Source organism: Halomarina pelagica, assembly GCF_024228315.1.
Lineage (GTDB): Archaea > Halobacteriota > Halobacteria > Halobacteriales > Haloarculaceae > Halomarina > Halomarina pelagica.
This window is the reverse complement of the sequence record NZ_CP100454.1, coordinates 2,241,680-2,255,296: the sequence shown is the minus strand read 5'-3', so window position 1 is coordinate 2,255,296 and position 13,617 is coordinate 2,241,680. Positions and strand designations below refer to the sequence as shown.

At 70.9% G+C, this 13,617-nt stretch carries 17 protein-coding genes; 10 read left to right on the top strand and 7 right to left on the bottom strand.

Annotation, left to right across the window (positions count from 1 at the left end):
- Positions 1–156: 156 nt before the first annotated feature.
- Positions 157–1,236: an NADH:flavin oxidoreductase/NADH oxidase gene (locus tag NKI68_RS11695; protein ID WP_254543254.1), complete on the top strand. Its 1,080-nt coding sequence runs from the start codon at positions 157–159 to the stop codon at positions 1,234–1,236.
- Positions 1,237–1,251: 15 nt separating this feature from the next.
- Here the strand turns inward: NKI68_RS11695 and pth2 are convergent, their stop codons facing one another.
- Entirely contained in the window at positions 1,252–1,590 is a 339-nt protein-coding gene (gene pth2 / locus NKI68_RS11690; protein ID WP_254546425.1) for a peptidyl-tRNA hydrolase Pth2, read from the bottom strand.
- Between the two features lie 164 nt (positions 1,591–1,754).
- Here pth2 and dcd point away from each other — a divergent pair, with 164 nt between their 5' ends.
- Genes dcd through NKI68_RS11675 form a run of 3 tightly spaced genes read left to right on the top strand, consistent with a single transcriptional unit; the run spans position 1,755 to position 3,909 of the window.
- Positions 1,755–2,342 (top strand): dCTP deaminase, encoded by a 588-nt coding sequence (gene dcd / locus NKI68_RS11685; RefSeq protein WP_254543253.1) that lies wholly within the window; start codon positions 1,755–1,757, stop codon positions 2,340–2,342.
- Positions 2,342–3,244, top strand: a complete 903-nt coding sequence (locus NKI68_RS11680) for a thiamine-phosphate synthase family protein (protein WP_254543252.1) — start codon at positions 2,342–2,344, stop codon at positions 3,242–3,244. The genes dcd and NKI68_RS11680 overlap by 1 nt, the downstream gene beginning before the upstream one ends.
- Positions 3,241–3,909: a class I SAM-dependent methyltransferase gene (locus NKI68_RS11675; RefSeq protein ID WP_254543251.1), complete on the top strand. Its 669-nt coding sequence runs from the start codon at positions 3,241–3,243 to the stop codon at positions 3,907–3,909. The genes NKI68_RS11680 and NKI68_RS11675 overlap by 4 nt, the downstream gene beginning before the upstream one ends.
- Before the next feature lie 683 nt (positions 3,910–4,592).
- Here NKI68_RS11675 and NKI68_RS11670 read toward each other — a convergent pair.
- A complete protein-coding gene (locus tag NKI68_RS11670; RefSeq protein WP_254543250.1) occupies positions 4,593–5,546 on the bottom strand; it encodes a phosphoadenosine phosphosulfate reductase family protein in 954 nt (317 codons plus the stop codon).
- A 250-nt stretch (positions 5,547–5,796) separates the two neighbouring features.
- Entirely contained in the window at positions 5,797–6,414 is a 618-nt protein-coding gene (gene engB / locus NKI68_RS11665; protein WP_254543249.1) for a GTP-binding protein EngB, read from the bottom strand.
- Positions 6,415–6,614: 200 nt separating this feature from the next.
- Here engB and NKI68_RS11660 point away from each other — a divergent pair, with 200 nt between their 5' ends.
- The 4 genes from NKI68_RS11660 (at position 6,615) to NKI68_RS11645 (ending at position 10,025) form a co-directional block, all read left to right on the top strand.
- Positions 6,615–7,016 (top strand): DUF5518 domain-containing protein, encoded by a 402-nt coding sequence (locus NKI68_RS11660; RefSeq protein ID WP_254543248.1) that lies wholly within the window; start codon positions 6,615–6,617, stop codon positions 7,014–7,016.
- 49 nt (positions 7,017–7,065) lie between these two features.
- Positions 7,066–7,782, top strand: a complete 717-nt coding sequence (locus NKI68_RS11655) for a 5-formyltetrahydrofolate cyclo-ligase (RefSeq protein WP_254543247.1) — start codon at positions 7,066–7,068, stop codon at positions 7,780–7,782.
- 144 nt (positions 7,783–7,926) lie between these two features.
- Positions 7,927–9,243, top strand: a complete 1,317-nt coding sequence (locus NKI68_RS11650; protein WP_254543246.1) for a TIGR00341 family protein — start codon at positions 7,927–7,929, stop codon at positions 9,241–9,243.
- A 29-nt stretch (positions 9,244–9,272) separates the two neighbouring features.
- The gene (locus tag NKI68_RS11645) at positions 9,273–10,025 is read left to right on the top strand and encodes an SIMPL domain-containing protein (protein ID WP_254543244.1); all 753 of its coding nucleotides are present in this window, start codon (positions 9,273–9,275) and stop codon (positions 10,023–10,025) included.
- Positions 10,026–10,040: 15 nt separating this feature from the next.
- Here the strand turns inward: NKI68_RS11645 and NKI68_RS11640 are convergent, their stop codons facing one another.
- Positions 10,041–11,027: an NOG1 family protein gene (locus NKI68_RS11640; RefSeq protein ID WP_254543243.1), complete on the bottom strand. Its 987-nt coding sequence runs from the start codon at positions 11,025–11,027 to the stop codon at positions 10,041–10,043.
- A 102-nt stretch (positions 11,028–11,129) separates the two neighbouring features.
- On the opposite strand from NKI68_RS11640, the gene NKI68_RS11635 reads away from it, so the two are divergent.
- Entirely contained in the window at positions 11,130–11,489 is a 360-nt protein-coding gene (locus NKI68_RS11635) for a DUF5518 domain-containing protein (protein WP_254543242.1), read from the top strand.
- A gap of 42 nt (positions 11,490–11,531) precedes the next feature.
- Positions 11,532–11,846, top strand: coding sequence for an ASCH domain-containing protein (locus NKI68_RS11630; RefSeq protein ID WP_254543241.1), 315 nt, complete (start codon positions 11,532–11,534; stop codon positions 11,844–11,846).
- Positions 11,847–11,899: 53 nt separating this feature from the next.
- On the opposite strand, the gene hisE is transcribed toward NKI68_RS11630, so the two are convergent.
- Genes hisE through pdxT form a run of 3 tightly spaced genes read right to left on the bottom strand, consistent with a single transcriptional unit; the run spans position 11,900 to position 13,284 of the window.
- Entirely contained in the window at positions 11,900–12,187 is a 288-nt protein-coding gene (gene hisE, locus NKI68_RS11625; RefSeq protein ID WP_254543240.1) for a phosphoribosyl-ATP diphosphatase, read from the bottom strand.
- A complete protein-coding gene (locus tag NKI68_RS11620; RefSeq protein ID WP_254543238.1) occupies positions 12,184–12,627 on the bottom strand; it encodes a bifunctional nuclease family protein in 444 nt (147 codons plus the stop codon). Before NKI68_RS11620 ends, hisE begins: the two co-directional genes overlap by 4 nt.
- A gap of 60 nt (positions 12,628–12,687) precedes the next feature.
- Positions 12,688–13,284: a pyridoxal 5'-phosphate synthase glutaminase subunit PdxT gene (gene pdxT / locus NKI68_RS11615; protein ID WP_254543237.1), complete on the bottom strand. Its 597-nt coding sequence runs from the start codon at positions 13,282–13,284 to the stop codon at positions 12,688–12,690.
- Positions 13,285–13,617 lie beyond the last annotated feature (333 nt).

Below are 13,617 nucleotides of genomic sequence, written 5' to 3'. Positions count from 1 at the left end.
GCCCTTCTCGGCGCGGCCGTATGTGCGTACTCATCCCGTCGCCGCGCGCCCGTTCCCGGCTCCGGCTCGCGAGGTCGGCGCGTGAAACCCGAACGGACGGGGGAAGCGCCTGCTGGCTTCGACGGGGCTTTTGGCTACCGCCCCGAACCCCGGTCGATGTCGGACCTGTTCACGCCGCTGACGCTACGCGGAACGGAGATCCCCAACCGCGTGATGGTGTCGCCCATGTGCCAGTACTCCTGTCGACCGGACGGGCTGGCGACCGACTGGCACCTCGTCCACCTCGGCTCGCGAGCCGTCGGCGGCGCGGGGATCGTGATGAGCGAGGCGGCGGCCGTCGAGCCGCGCGGGCGCATCTCGCCGAACGACCTCGGAATCTGGAGCCGGGCGCACGCCGACGCGCTCGCGCCGATAACGGGGTTCGTCCGCTCGCAGGGGTCGGTGCCCGCGATCCAGCTCGCCCACGCGGGGCGGAAGGCCTCCACCTACCCGCCCGCCGACGGCTACGGCCCCGTCCACGGCGACGACGGCTGGACGCCCCTCGGCCCGACCGACGAGCCGTGGCCCCACGACGAGCCGCTCGCGACGGAGGCGCTCGACCAGGCGGGCATCGAGGGCGTCATCGACGCCTTCCGGGAGGCCGCCGAGTTCGCCCACGCCGCCGGCTTCGAGATCGCGGAGGTCCACGGCGCGCACGGCTACCTCCTCCACGAGTTCTACTCGCCGGTCACGAACGCCCGCGAGGACGACTACGGCGGCGACTTCGACGGGCGGACGCGACTCGTCCGAGAGGTCACCGCCGCCGTCCGCGAGGTGTGGCCCGACGAGAAGCCCGTCTTCGTCCGCCTCTCGGCGACCGACTGGCTGCCCGACCGGGACGCCTGGACCATCGACGACACCGTCAGGCTGGCGGGCGACCTCGCGGAGGTCGGCGTGGACCTGATCGACGTGAGCGCGGGCGGAATCCACCCCGACCAGCAACTCCCCGACACCGGCTCGCACTACCAGACGCCCCTCGCGGAGGCCGTCCGCGAGGCGAACGACGTCGCCGTCGGCGCGGTCGGGAAGATCACGACCCCCGAGGGGGCGGACGAGGTGATCCGCAACGGGCGGGCCGACCTCGCCATCGTCGGCCGCGAGCACCTTCGCGATCCGTACTTCGCGCTCCACGCCGCGGACGCGCTCGACCGGATGGACGACGCGCACGTCCCCGTCCAGTACCGCCGCGGGTTCTGATTCGACTCGAACGGCCTAGAACAGCGAGAGGTCCCCCGTCACGCGGTCCACGAGGTTCTCCGGGGCCGGACCGACCGCGAGCGCCGTCACCGTCCCCGGGTCGAGTTGGGTGTGGCCGGCGTCGCGGATGACGGCGTGCGGGAGGCCCTCCCGTCGGGCCTCCTCGGCGAGTTCGAACACCTCGCGCTCGCTTCCCGCTTTCAGGACGATCTTCTTCTGGCCGCCGGACTTCCACTCCCGGCGCGCGTCGGGACCCGCGTTCTCGTAGGCCGCGAGCGAGGCGTGGGCGACCTGCGCGGCGAGCTTGCCCGTCCCCATGCCGACGTCCGTCCGGGCGACGATGGCCTGCTTCATGCCCATGCGCGTGGATGGCGGGTGGGGGTGAAAGCGCTGGCGACCGCTCGCGCCCCGCGACGACCCGCGGCGAGCGGCCGTCGCTCGAGCGTTTCGCCGGCACCGATCGGTCCGTCGGTCGACGACCGGGAGGTTTTAGCGTCTCTCGGGCGCTGATACATCCAATGATACTCGCCGACGTCGACATCCTCCGGCGGCTGGAGGCGGGCGACCTCGTGGTCGCCCCGCTCGACGACCCCGACCTCCAGATCCAGCCCGCCAGCATCGACCTCAGGCTGGGCCGGGAGTTCCTCGAGTTCCAGCGGACGAACATCCCCTGTATCCACCCGAACAGCGAACAGGAGGTCGAGGAGTACGTGCGCGAGACCGTCGTGGAGGACGGCGAGGAGTTCATCCTCCACCCCGGCGACTTCGTGCTCGGCACGACCGAGGAGCGCGTCGAGATCCCCCCCGACCTGCTCGCGCACGTCGAGGGGCGCTCCTCGCTCGGCCGGCTTGCCATCGTCATCCACGCGACGGCGGGCGTCGTCGACCCCGGCTACCGGGGCCAGATAACGCTCGAGCTGTCGAACCTCGGCACCGCGCCGGTCGCGCTCACGCCGGGGATGCGCGTCTCACAGCTCATCTTCACGGAGATGAAGTCGCCCGCCGAGCGACCCTACGGCTCGGGACGCGGCTCGAAGTACCAGGACCAGGCCGGGCCGCAGGCGTCCCGGATCGGCGGGGATCGGGAGTTCGGGGGCGACCAGTAATGCGCTTCATCGAGGAGGTGGTCGTCGACGAGTTCCTGCCGACGTTCCGCTCGATGCTCGCCGAGGACCTCCGCGGACGGGGGCTCACGCAGAACGAGGTGGCGACGCTGCTCGGCATCAGCCAGAGCGCCGTCTCGAAGTACGCTCACGGCGACATCGACCGCAACGCGGAGGTGCTCGGCGACGAGCGCGTCGCGGACCTCGTCGCGCGCCTCGGGGAGGGGCTCGCCGACGGCGAGATGAGCCGCGTCCAGGCGCTCGTCGAGACCGAGGTGTTCATCCGGCGGCTGGAGCGCGGCGACCTGCTCGCGACGCTCCACGAGCGGGCGATGCCCGAACTCGCGGAGTACGACGGCGACTTCGCCGTCCACGACCCCGATAGCGGCCTCCGCGAGGCCGAGCGCGCGCTCGCCTCCGTCCGGCGCGGCCTTCGGATCCTCTCGAACGCGAGCGGGTTCGCGGCCCTCGTCCCCGCGGTCGGGTCGAACCTCGTCGAGTGTCTCCCCGAGGCGACCGACATCGACGACGTGGCCGCCGTCCCGGGGCGCATCCTCGACATCAAGGGCCGGGCGGCCGTCCCCGGCGAACCCGAGTTCGGCGTGAGCGAGCACGTGGCGGGCGTCCTGCTCGCCGCCCGCGCCGGCGGCAGCGACGCCCGCGCCGCGCTGAACGTCCGCTACGATCCGGGGATCGTCGGCCGCGCCGAGGAGCGGGGGCTGATCACCCGCGAGTTCGACGCGGAGGGCGACGTCGCCACCGCGGTCGAGGCCGCGGTGGCCGACGACCCAGCCGTCGACGTGCTCTACCAGACGGGCGGGTTCGGCATCGAGCCGATCGTCTACGTCCTCGCGCCCGACGCGTCGACGGCCGCAGAGCGCGTCCGCGACCTCCGCGTCCGATGAGCGTCCGGGCGTTCTACGGCCGTTACGCGGCGCTCTACGACGCCATCGCCACCGCTCCCGGCGTGGCTCGCTGGCGCGCGGCCGCCGTCGACGCGCTCGACCTCGAATCCGGCGACACGGTCGTCGAGATGGGCTGCGGAACGGGCGCGAACCTCCGCTTTCTGCGCGAGCGCGTCGGGCCGGAGGGGACGGTGATCGGCGTCGACCTCACGCGCCCGCTGCTGCGGTACGCCCGGACGCGCGTCGATCCCGAGGGCTGGGAGAACGTCCACCTCGTACAGGCGGACGCCGCGCGACCGCCGGTCGAACGCGCCGACGCCGTCCTCGGGTCGTTCGTCGTCGGGTTGCTGGCCGACCCGACCGCCGCCGTGGACGGCTGGTGCGACCTCGCCTCCGGTCGGGTCGCCCTCCTAGACGCGACGAGCAGTTCCCACCCGGTCGGCCCGCTCCTCAACCCCGCCTTCGGCGCGTTCGTCGGCGCGGGCGCGCCCGCCGACGCGCTCACCGAATCGGTACAGCAGGCGCTCGCCGGCCGACGCGCTCGACGCCACCTCGACGAGCGAGTCAGCGTCGCGCGCGACGCCCTCGCCGCCCGCACCACGGACCGCCGCTACGAGGAGCGCGCGCTGGGGTTCGTCGGCGTCCTGAGCGGCCGGGTCGAGTGAGCGCCCCGTCTCTCGACACCGCCGCTCGCGACGCTCGCCGGCCGTTGTCCGGCACCGAGCCGGTGGAAGCACGCTGAGCGAGCGCCGAGCCGATGGGGCAAACAGGCGAGGCTATGGGCGGGATCCGGTTCGCGGGGCGTGGCGTCGCACGACCACGAGTGAGGCCGACGGCCGAACGAGCGGACCGACGAGCGACCGCAGTTCCCGCGAGCCGGAGGCGAGCGGGAGCACGCCGGACGAGCACCGCGAGTCCGGCGGTGGGAGCGAGCGGACCGACGAACCCCCGAGGAGCGCCGGAGGCGCGACGAGGGGGTGAGGAGGGTTTTCGTCTATGTGTTACCAGCGAACGAGGCGCGCAGCGACGAGTGAGCGCGGTAAACCGTGGGCGAACAGGCGACGCCGTGGGCGGGATCCGGTTCGCGGGGCGTGGCGTCGCACACCCGCAGACACCCCGCGACGACTCTCACGTCACACGGACGCTGGTCCCGCTCTCGGATATAAAGCTACGGACGGGTCGAACAGTTCGAATTCCACCGCCGGCATCAGCGTGGCACCCGTGAGCGACCAGCGGGAGCGAGCGGACCGACGAACCCCCGAGCGAAGCGAGGGGGTGAGGAGGGTTTTGCTAGGGAGCGAGCGAAGCGAGCGACCGCAGCAAAAGGTGGCGGAGCAACAGGTTTGTCTCACATGTAGCCGAGGTCGCGCAGGCGGGCCATCAGGTTCTCCTTGTCCTGGGCGCGGCCCTGTCGTTCGGTGGTGTTGTCGAGGTCCTGCAGCCAGGCGGGTTCCTCGGCGGACTTCGCCGACCCCTTCTCCGTGCCGAGCGAGCGGAAGCCCTCGAAGTACTTGGGCGAGACGGGGATGTCCTCGGCGGTAAATCCCTCCGGCATGTCGTCGTAGCTCTGCGGGACGTGACCCTCGGGCCACCCGGCCACGGTGTCGGGGACGACGTACTGCCACGTGGCGTCCCAGAGCGCCCGCTCGTCGAACTGGAGGATGGAGTGGACGCGGTCGTGCGGCGGGTACTTCTCCGAGTCGTGACGGGGGCTGAAGAAGGTCTCGTCGGCGCGCGCCTCCTGCTCGTCCCAGCGGACGCCCGAGAAGATGCCGTCGAAGCCGTGCTCGCGGATGACGTGGTTGAGCGCGACGGTCTTGAGCAGGTGGTTGCCGCCGAGGCTGTCGGCCTCGAAGCGGAAGGTGTCGCCCTCGTGGTCCGCGCGGCGGAGTTCGCGCCGGTTCTCCTCGGTCAGCGACGCGACGGGTACGTCGTCGCCCGGTACGTGCTCGGCGAAGACGGGGTCCTCGTTTCGCGCGTAGATCAGTTCGAGGTCCCACTCGCCGGCCCAGCGCTCGACGAAGTCGGTGACGTCGTCGAAGTGCTGATAGTGGTCGATGAACACCACGGGAGGGAGGTCGTGGCCGTACTCCTCGGCGACCTCCTTCACGAAGTAGAGCACGAGCGTGGAGTCCTTCCCGCCGGTCCACATGACCGCGGGCCTGCGGTACTGCTCCAGCGCGATCCTCGTCACGTCGACGGCCTTCGCCAGCTTGTCGGCCAGTTTCGGGTAGTCGGCGGCGGTCTGCTCCCGCCCGTCGTCGTAGTCGACCGTCAGGTACTCGGGGAAGTTCTCGCTCATCTCAGACGTGAATCGACGCCGGAGATAATTTACCTTCCGCGGTAGCGAATGTATCGCACCCCGGGTGGGAGACGGGGAGCGGAGGGTCGTATCGGTACTCGGGAATACTCGGTCGGCGCGATCACGCCGCCGATCGGTTCCCGCTAGAGCGGGCTCTGAAACGAGCGAGCGACGCGCCGGATTTCCTAACGTTCCCGCGAGCCGACGGCGAGCGGGAGCCTGTCCGCGATCGCAGTAAGAGGTGGTGGTTTCAGAAGAACTTCAACAGGTCGTCGCGCTTCGCCTCGTGGAGGTGGGTTCGGATCGCGTCTTTCAGCGCGTCGATATTCCCGCGCTTGGCGGAGATGGGGGCGATCGTGTCCCGCCACTGTTGCCATGGCGGGAGGAGACCGAGTCGGTCGCAGAGTTCGTTCAGACGCTCGTCGCGGTCGTCCACCTTGTCCATCTTGTTCACGGCGACGACCGGAGGGATGCCGAGTTCCTCGAAGAAGTAGAACAGTTCCACGTCGTGAGGGATCTCGTCCCGTGCCGAGTGGCGGTCGATGATGTCGACGGCGCTCTTGCCGTCCACCACGAGCACGCCGACGAGGACCTTCTCTGCGTACGTCTCGAGGTAGCGGACGATGTCGGTCTTGATCTGCTCGCGGCGCTCCTCGGGGACGCCCTCCATGAAGCCGAACCCCGGGAGATCGGTGAGGACGAAGTCCTCCGGTGCCCAGTCGTAGTGGTTGGGCGTCCGCGTCACGCCGGGCTTCCCGCCGGTCGAGAACTGGTGCCCGGTCAACTGGCGCATGAGCGTCGATTTCCCGACGTTCGAGCGCCCGACGAACACCACCTCGGCGTCGCGGTCGGGACGGGAGTCGAACATACCCGCGCTACCCGAGCGGCGGGCAAAAGCCCGCCGGGTCGCGGCCGGGCGACGGAGTCGGGCGGGACGTGCGCCGCGACGCGGGCTCGTCCGCTGATCGCCACACCGACCGCCCGGAAAGTCGGACGTCCACCGGGGAAATATCGTCCCAAGGGTGGCAAAAAATCGTTATATTCGTTCGTGACGGATATTGTATCGGTATGAAACTGAACGTACGTGCAGTGATATACGGATTCGTAGCGACCCTGATCGTCGGGCTCCTCAGCGGAGCGGTCGTCCCCTTCACGGACATGAGCCTCCCGGCCGTCGGGTACGGCCTCACCGGCGTCATCGGCGGGCTCGTCGCAGGGTACGTGGCGGGTGGAACGATCGGTAACGGGGCGCTCAACGGCGGCGTGGCGACGATCGCCGGCGCGCTCGTCGCGCTCGTCATCCTGGCCCTCATCGGGACGCTCGCCGCCGGACTCCTCGGGGTCGGCATCTTCGTCGCGGGGATCGTGCTCCTCGTCGTCGCCGCCATCCCCGGCGCGGTCGGCGGGGCGATCGGCGCGTGGGCGAAGGGTCGCTCCGAGACCCGGATGGCCGGTCGGCCGACCGCCTGAGCCCGACCCGGAGATCCGATTTTTTGTACCCGGCCGACGAGCGTGAGCCATGGACGACGAGAGCAAGGCGGCCGTGCGCGACGCGGTCTGGACCCGGTTCGAGGAGGGCGACTTCTCGCGGTTCCCGTTTCCGCCGCGGGGGCGCATCCCCAACTTCGTCGGGGCCGAGCGCGCCGCCGAGCGACTGTTCGAGACGCCCGAGTGGGAGAACGCGACGGTCGTCAAGGCGAACCCCGACTCCCCCCAGCGGCCGGTCAGGAAGCGCGCGCTCGCGGCGGAAAAGACCGTCTACGTGGCCGTCCCGCGCCTGCGCGACGAGGAGTGCTTCGTCGAACTCGACCCGGCCCGTATCGAGGACTACGACCGCGCGTCCACGATCGAGGGGTCCTCCGAACTCGGCGTCCAGGTCGGTCCCGACGCGCTCCCCGAGATCGACCTCGTCGTCGCCGGGAGCGTGGCGGTCACGGAGGCGGGCGTCCGGGTCGGCAAGGGCGAGGGCTACAGCGACCTCGAGTATGCGGTCCTCCGGGAACTCGGTGCGGTCGACGACGGGACGCCGCTCGCGACGACCGTCCGCGAGGAACAGGTCGTGGATCGCGACGTGACGCCCGACGCCCACGACGTCCCCCTCGACCTGATCGCCACCCCGGAGCGGGTGATCCGCCCCGATCCGACGGACGCGACGAAGCCCGACGGGATCGACTGGACCCTGCTCGACGAGGATCGGATCGAGGAGATCCCCGTTCTCCGACGGGTACGCCCCTGATCCCCTCGGACGACTCCATTTATGTCGGTCGGACGAATCACCCCCAGGCGATGACACCGCCCGCACCGACGATCGGTCGACCGACCGGACGCGCGACCCCCACTGGGCCGAGGGACGCGCCGCGGAGCGCCCGCGAGTAGCGCCGTGCGCTCGATACAGGCGATCGTTCCCGAGGGGTCGCGCGAGGCCGTCGAGCGCGCGCTGTCCGACCTCGACCTCGATCAACCGTACGCGATCGTCGACTCCGCCGACGGCGGGGGGGACGTGCTGTTCGTCACCGTCGACACCGACGACGTGGAACCGCTCCTCGAGTCGCTTCGCGACGTCGGCGTCGACGAGGGCGGCACCGCCGTCGTCACGGACGCGTCGGTCGTCCTCCCCGAACCCGACGACGGGGGAGAGGCGGACGAGGAGGGCGGCGAGGGAGGCGAGGAGAGCGAGGGATCGACTAGTCACGTCGCGCGACACGAACTACAGGCGGCGATGCGCGAACAGCTCGGCGACCCCGTCGACGACGCGCTCTTCACGGTGCTGAGCGCGGTGCTCGCCTGCGCTGGCCTCATCCTCGACAGCCCGACGGTCATCACGGGGAGCATGGTGATCGCGCCGCTGCTCGGGCCGGGTATCGCCTCCAGCGTCGGGAGCGTCGTCGGCGACGACGACCTCGTCCGGACCGGCATCAGAGCGCAGGTGGGCGGCGTCGTGCTAGCGGTGGCGAGCGCGACCGTCTTCGCGCTGCTCGCCCGCGCGCTCGTCCTGCCCACGCTCCCGCTCGACAGCCTCGACCAGATCGTCGAGTTCTCCGACCCCGTCGTGTTCACGCTGATCATCGCCCTCGTCGCCGGGGTGGCGGCCGCGCTCTCGCTCACGTCCGACGTGAGCACCGCGCTCGTCGGCGTCGCGGTCGCCGCGGCGATCGTCCCCCCCAGCGCGGCGATCGGCCTCGGCATCGGATACTGGCGGCCCTCGCTGCTCGTCGGGGCCGCCGTCCTCGTGCTGGTCAACGTCCTCTCGATAAACCTGACCAGCCTGCTGACGCTCTGGTCGCGGGGGTACCTCCCCAGCGATCTCTTCGAGCGACGACGGGTACGGACGGTGTCCGCCCGGCGCGCGCTCGCGCTCGCGCTGAGCGGCCTCGTCGTCTCCGCCGCGGTGGGCTATGCGACCCTGGACTACCGGGCGAACGCCACGTTCGAACGCGAGGTGGACCGCGCCGTCAGCGAGAGCAGGATCGACGCCACCGCCGTCACCGTCGAGTACGATCCGGGCATGCTGGGCCGCGAACCGCGCACCGTCGTCGTCCACGCGGCGGCGGCCCCGGACGGCGCGGCGGCGGCGCTGGAGGAGCGGATCCGGAAGACGACGGGCCAGTCGGTGTCTGTCGTCGTCTACGAGGCGAACGGCCGGGCCGGGGGGCCGACCGGGAGCATCAAACCGGCGTTTGAGGCTCCAGGAAGGTGATGCCCCCGGTCGTCGTTCTCGCGTACGCCATGCCATCGAGAACGACGAGAACGAACGTCACGCTGGCGGGAGCGCTCGCGCTCCTGCTCGTCACCGCCGGCTGCCTCAGCACCGCAACCCCGGGAGCGGGGGCCCCGTCGATCGAGAACGGGCGAAACGCCGTCAGCGTCACCGGGACGGGGACGGTCGAGGCCGCCCCCGATCGGGCAGAACTCCACCTCGCGGTCGTGGCGACCGCCGAAAGCGCCGACGCGGCCCGCGAGCGGGCGGCCGAGGACGCCGCACGACTGCGTGAGGCGCTCCGCGCGGCCGGCGTCCCCGACGACGCCGTCGAGACGGTCGGCTACTCGCTCGGCGCGGAGTACGACTACGGCGAGAAGCGGCGCGAGGTCGTCGGCTACCGCGCCGTCCACACCTACCGCGTCACGCTGTCGGACGTGGACGCCGCCGGTTCGGTCGTCGACGCGGCGGTCGAGAACGGGGCGGCGCGCGTCTCCTCGGTGCGGTTCACGCTCTCCGAGGAGCGCCGCGAGAAACTCCGCGCGCGGGCCATCGAGCGGGCGATGGATCGCGCGCGAAGCGACGCCGAGGCCGTCGCCGCGGCCGGCGATCTGACGCTCGGCGGGATCGAATCGGCCTCGACGGTCGACCACGGCCTCCCGCGCCCGGTCTACGCCGAGGCGGCGGTGGCGGCGGGAAGCGACGGCGGCGCGAAGACGCGGTTCGACCCCGGTCGCGTGGCGGTGACGGCGACCGTGACGGTCGACTACGCGATCGAGTGACCGAGGCCGGGTCACCTACCCCTCGAACGGGAGTTCGAGTTCGTAGTCGACCGCCTCGACCGCCGCGTCGAGCAGTTCCTCGACGCCCTCCTCCTCGGTGACGCTGAGGTAGGCGTCGGCCTCGATGTCCCGCGCACGGTCGGCCTTCGTGCAGACGGTGAGGACGGGGATGTCGGCGAAGCGGTCCGCCAGTTCGTCGCGCAGGGCGAGTTGCACCTCGACCGGGTAGCCGCACTCCGCGCTCGCGTCGACGAACACGAGGATGCAGTCGGCGAGGTGCTGGAGCGCGCTCACGGCCTGGCGCTCGATGCCGTTGCGATCCGCCTCGGGGCGGTCGAGCAGTCCCGGCGTGTCGATCAGCTGATACCGGACGTGGTCGCGCTCGACGTGACCCACGCGCACCTGCTTCGTGGTGAACGGGTAGGAAGCCACCTCGTTTCTCGCGTTGGTCACGTGGTTGACGAACGTCGACTTCCCGACGTTCGGGTAGCCCGCGATGACGATCGTCGGCTCGTCGGGCCGGACGTCGGGCAGCGTCTTCAGCGTGTCCCGGGCTTCGCCCAGCGCTTCGAGGTCGTCGGCCACCTCGCGCGTCACGTCGGCGAGGCGGGCGAACGCCTGTTTCCGGTGCTTTCGCGCGAGGTCGGCGTCGACGCCGCGCAGCTTCGACTGGTACTCGTCGCGGATGTGTCCGGCCTGCCGTCCGGCCCACATCACCTCCGAGAGGTGCGAGCGGAGGCCGTCGACGCCGCCCGGGCAGTCGCCGTGGGCGGGGACGACGGCGTCGGCGAGTTCGCGGTAGAACGGATCGACGCGGTCGAAGTCGGGCCACGAGGTGACCACGTTCTGGAGGTTGTCCGAGAGGATGTTGCCCGCCGTCTGCAGCATCGACTGCTGGGCCTCCACGCCCGACTTCGCGCGACCCGCCCGCGCCGCCCGCGAGAACGCCTTGTCGACGAGTTCCTCCGCCCGCGGTACGGTGGGGAGGTCTTCGTAGGTCATACCACCCGTACCGGACGAGTACGCAAAAGCGCGTCCCTTAGGCCGCGAGGGGATCGGAGATGCAGGGAGCAGGGATTTACCCGACGAGAGCGTAGTCGAACCATGGTCAACTGGCGCGCCGTCCTCGTCGGGTTCGGCGTCGAACTGGTCCTCGGTATCGTCGGCCTGGTCGTCCCCGTCCTCGGTCAGCTCACCGCGGCCGTCGTCGGCGGGTTCGTCGCGGGCTACATCGCGAAGGGCGGCGCCGGCAACGGCGCGTGGCACGGGCTTCTCGCGGGGGCGTTCGGCGGCCTCGTCGTCGTGCTCGCGCTGGGGGTCGTCGGCGTCGCCGGGCTCGGTCTCGCGGGCGGTCCCGGCGGCCTGCTCGCCGGACTCGGCCTGACGACCGTCGCGATCGTCCTCTGGCTGCTGCTGTCGCTGCCCTCCGCCGTCGGCGGGGCGGTCGGCGCGGCGCTGTCGTGAGCAGGGCACAGGACTTTACACGATCCCGCGCGACCGTTCGGTATGGCGACGATAGACGCGGACGTACTCCTGCCGAACGAGCGCCTCCAGGAACTCGCGAGCGACGGCGAACTCGTCCAGATCCACCGCGGCGAGCAGTACGCGGAGGAGGGCGACACGTTCGAGATCGACGGCGAGACGTTCGAGGTGACCGCAGTCGAGCACCGGACGCTCGGCGATCTCACGGACGAGGACGCCCGCGCCGAGGGGTCCGAGGACCTGGCCGCGTACAGGGAGCGGATGGAGCGCGTCCACCGCGACCGCTTCGAGTGGGACGACGAGGCCGAGGTCGTGCGCCACCGCTTCGAAGCGGCCTGACCTGAATACCGACGCGACGCTCGATTTCGAGTACCGACGCGACGGGCGATCCGCTACCGCCGCGATTCCAGTTCCCCGAGCAGGTCGTCCGGCTCCATCCCCTTCATCGAGAGCAGGACGAGCAGGTGGTAGACGATGTCCGCGCTCTCGTGGGCGATCTCCTCGCGGTCGTCGTCCTTCGCGGCGAGGACGAGTTCGGTCGTCTCCTCGCCGAGCTTCTCGAGGACGGCGTTCTCGCCCTTCTCGTGGGTGAACAGGGACGCCGTGTAGGAACCGTCCGGCAACGTCTCTCGCCGTCTCTCGATGACGGCGAACAGCTCCCGGAGGACGTCGTCACTCACTGGACGACCTCCCGGATGTCGTCGAGTTCGTCGAACCGATCGAGCGGCTCGCGACCGTCCTCGAAGACCGCCTCGTCGACGGTGATCGGCGATCCGGTTCGGGCGGCCAGCGCGAGGGCGTCGCTCGGGCGGGCGTCGACGACCACGTCGTTCCGGGGCGTGTTCAGGTACACGTCCGCGATGTACGTCTCGTCGCGCACCTCGGAGACGTGGACGCGGTTGACCCGGCCGCCCAGTTCCTCGACCACGTCGAGCAGGAGGTCGTGGGTGAGCGGCCGACCGATGTCGATGGCGTCGAGACCGCGGGCGATGCTGGCGGCCTCGTCGAACCCGATGACGATGGGGAGAACGTCGACGGTGTCCTCGGCCCCGAGGAGGACGACCGGTGCCGGTCCCTGAGGCGTACCGGCGACGCGGACTGCCTCGATGAACGCGTTCATACCCGCGAAAAGGACGCCCCTCGCAAAACGTCTATGGGATGGAACGGGGGTCGAGCACCGTCACTCGGCGGGGAGCGTCTCGAAGAAGGCGAGGCGATGGACGCGTGAATCGGGCGTCAGTTCGGGGTGGAAGGAGGTGGCGACGACCGGGCCGTCCCGCACCGCGACGGGGCGACCCTCCCACTCGGCGAGCACCTCGACGCCCTCACCTACCTCGTCGATAAGCGGCGCGCGGATGAACACCGCCGGGAAGGGATCGTCGAGGCCCGTCACGTCGAGCGGAGCCTCGAAGCTGTCCACCTGCCGGCCGAACGCGTTCCGGTCGACGGTCACGTCCACCAGATCGAGCGTCCGAACGCGGTCGTCCTTCGCGTCCGAACTGGCGACGATGAGACCCGCGCACGTCGCCAGCAGGGGCCTCCCGGCCGCGACGTGCTCCCGGATCTCCTCGTCGATCCCCTGCGCGCGGAGGAGCCGCGAGATGGTCGTCGACTCGCCGCCCGGCAGGAGCAGAACGTCACACTCCGGGACGGTCCCCGCCGTCCTGATCTCGCGGACCTCGGCGGCCTCGCCGTGGGCCGTCGCCGCGCGACGGATCGCGTCCGCGTGCTCCGAGACGTCGCCCTGGACCGCGACGACGCCGGCGATGAGCGTCATGGGGAGCGATAGGGAGGTCCCGGTCAAAAGCGGCGCGCTCCGTCCGTCGGAAGCCAGCCATCGGTCGGCGATGGAGCGAGGGCGCGCTGGGCGAACACAGCACGAGATGGGCGAACAGGCGACGCCGCGGCGATGCTCGCGGGGCGTGGCGTCGCACACCCGCGAGCACCCCGCGACGAACGTCACGTCACACGGACGCTGGTCCCGCTCTCAGTTATAAAGTTACGGCGCGAGTGAACGATCCGACAGCCCCGACCGCCGACGCCAGCGCACCGTACCGCGAGCGAGTGCAACGAGCGAGCGGACGCGCCGAATCCCTCGAAGGAGCGGAGC

What these genes read in the sequence shown, in the direction of transcription:
- dcd (WP_254543253.1), top strand. Translation starts at nt 1,755, where the DNA reads ATGATACTCGCCGACGTCGACATCCTCCGGCGGCTGGAGGCGGGCGAC.
- NKI68_RS11695 (WP_254543254.1), top strand. Translation starts at nt 157, where the DNA reads ATGTCGGACCTGTTCACGCCGCTGACGCTACGCGGAACGGAGATCCCC.
- pth2 (WP_254546425.1), bottom strand. Translation starts at nt 1,590, where the DNA reads ATGAAGCAGGCCATCGTCGCCCGGACGGACGTCGGCATGGGGACGGGC.
- pdxT (WP_254543237.1), bottom strand. Translation starts at nt 13,284, where the DNA reads ATGACGCTCATCGCCGGCGTCGTCGCGGTCCAGGGCGACGTCTCGGAG.
- NKI68_RS11660 (WP_254543248.1), top strand. Translation starts at nt 6,615, where the DNA reads ATGAAACTGAACGTACGTGCAGTGATATACGGATTCGTAGCGACCCTG.
- NKI68_RS11670 (WP_254543250.1), bottom strand. Translation starts at nt 5,546, where the DNA reads ATGAGCGAGAACTTCCCCGAGTACCTGACGGTCGACTACGACGACGGG.
- NKI68_RS11645 (WP_254543244.1), top strand. Translation starts at nt 9,273, where the DNA reads ATGCCATCGAGAACGACGAGAACGAACGTCACGCTGGCGGGAGCGCTC.
- NKI68_RS11655 (WP_254543247.1), top strand. Translation starts at nt 7,066, where the DNA reads ATGGACGACGAGAGCAAGGCGGCCGTGCGCGACGCGGTCTGGACCCGG.
- NKI68_RS11640 (WP_254543243.1), bottom strand. Translation starts at nt 11,027, where the DNA reads ATGACCTACGAAGACCTCCCCACCGTACCGCGGGCGGAGGAACTCGTC.
- NKI68_RS11635 (WP_254543242.1), top strand. Translation starts at nt 11,130, where the DNA reads ATGGTCAACTGGCGCGCCGTCCTCGTCGGGTTCGGCGTCGAACTGGTC.
- NKI68_RS11630 (WP_254543241.1), top strand. Translation starts at nt 11,532, where the DNA reads ATGGCGACGATAGACGCGGACGTACTCCTGCCGAACGAGCGCCTCCAG.
- engB (WP_254543249.1), bottom strand. Translation starts at nt 6,414, where the DNA reads ATGTTCGACTCCCGTCCCGACCGCGACGCCGAGGTGGTGTTCGTCGGG.
- NKI68_RS11620 (WP_254543238.1), bottom strand. Translation starts at nt 12,627, where the DNA reads ATGAACGCGTTCATCGAGGCAGTCCGCGTCGCCGGTACGCCTCAGGGA.
- NKI68_RS11675 (WP_254543251.1), top strand. Translation starts at nt 3,241, where the DNA reads ATGAGCGTCCGGGCGTTCTACGGCCGTTACGCGGCGCTCTACGACGCC.
- NKI68_RS11680 (WP_254543252.1), top strand. Translation starts at nt 2,342, where the DNA reads ATGCGCTTCATCGAGGAGGTGGTCGTCGACGAGTTCCTGCCGACGTTC.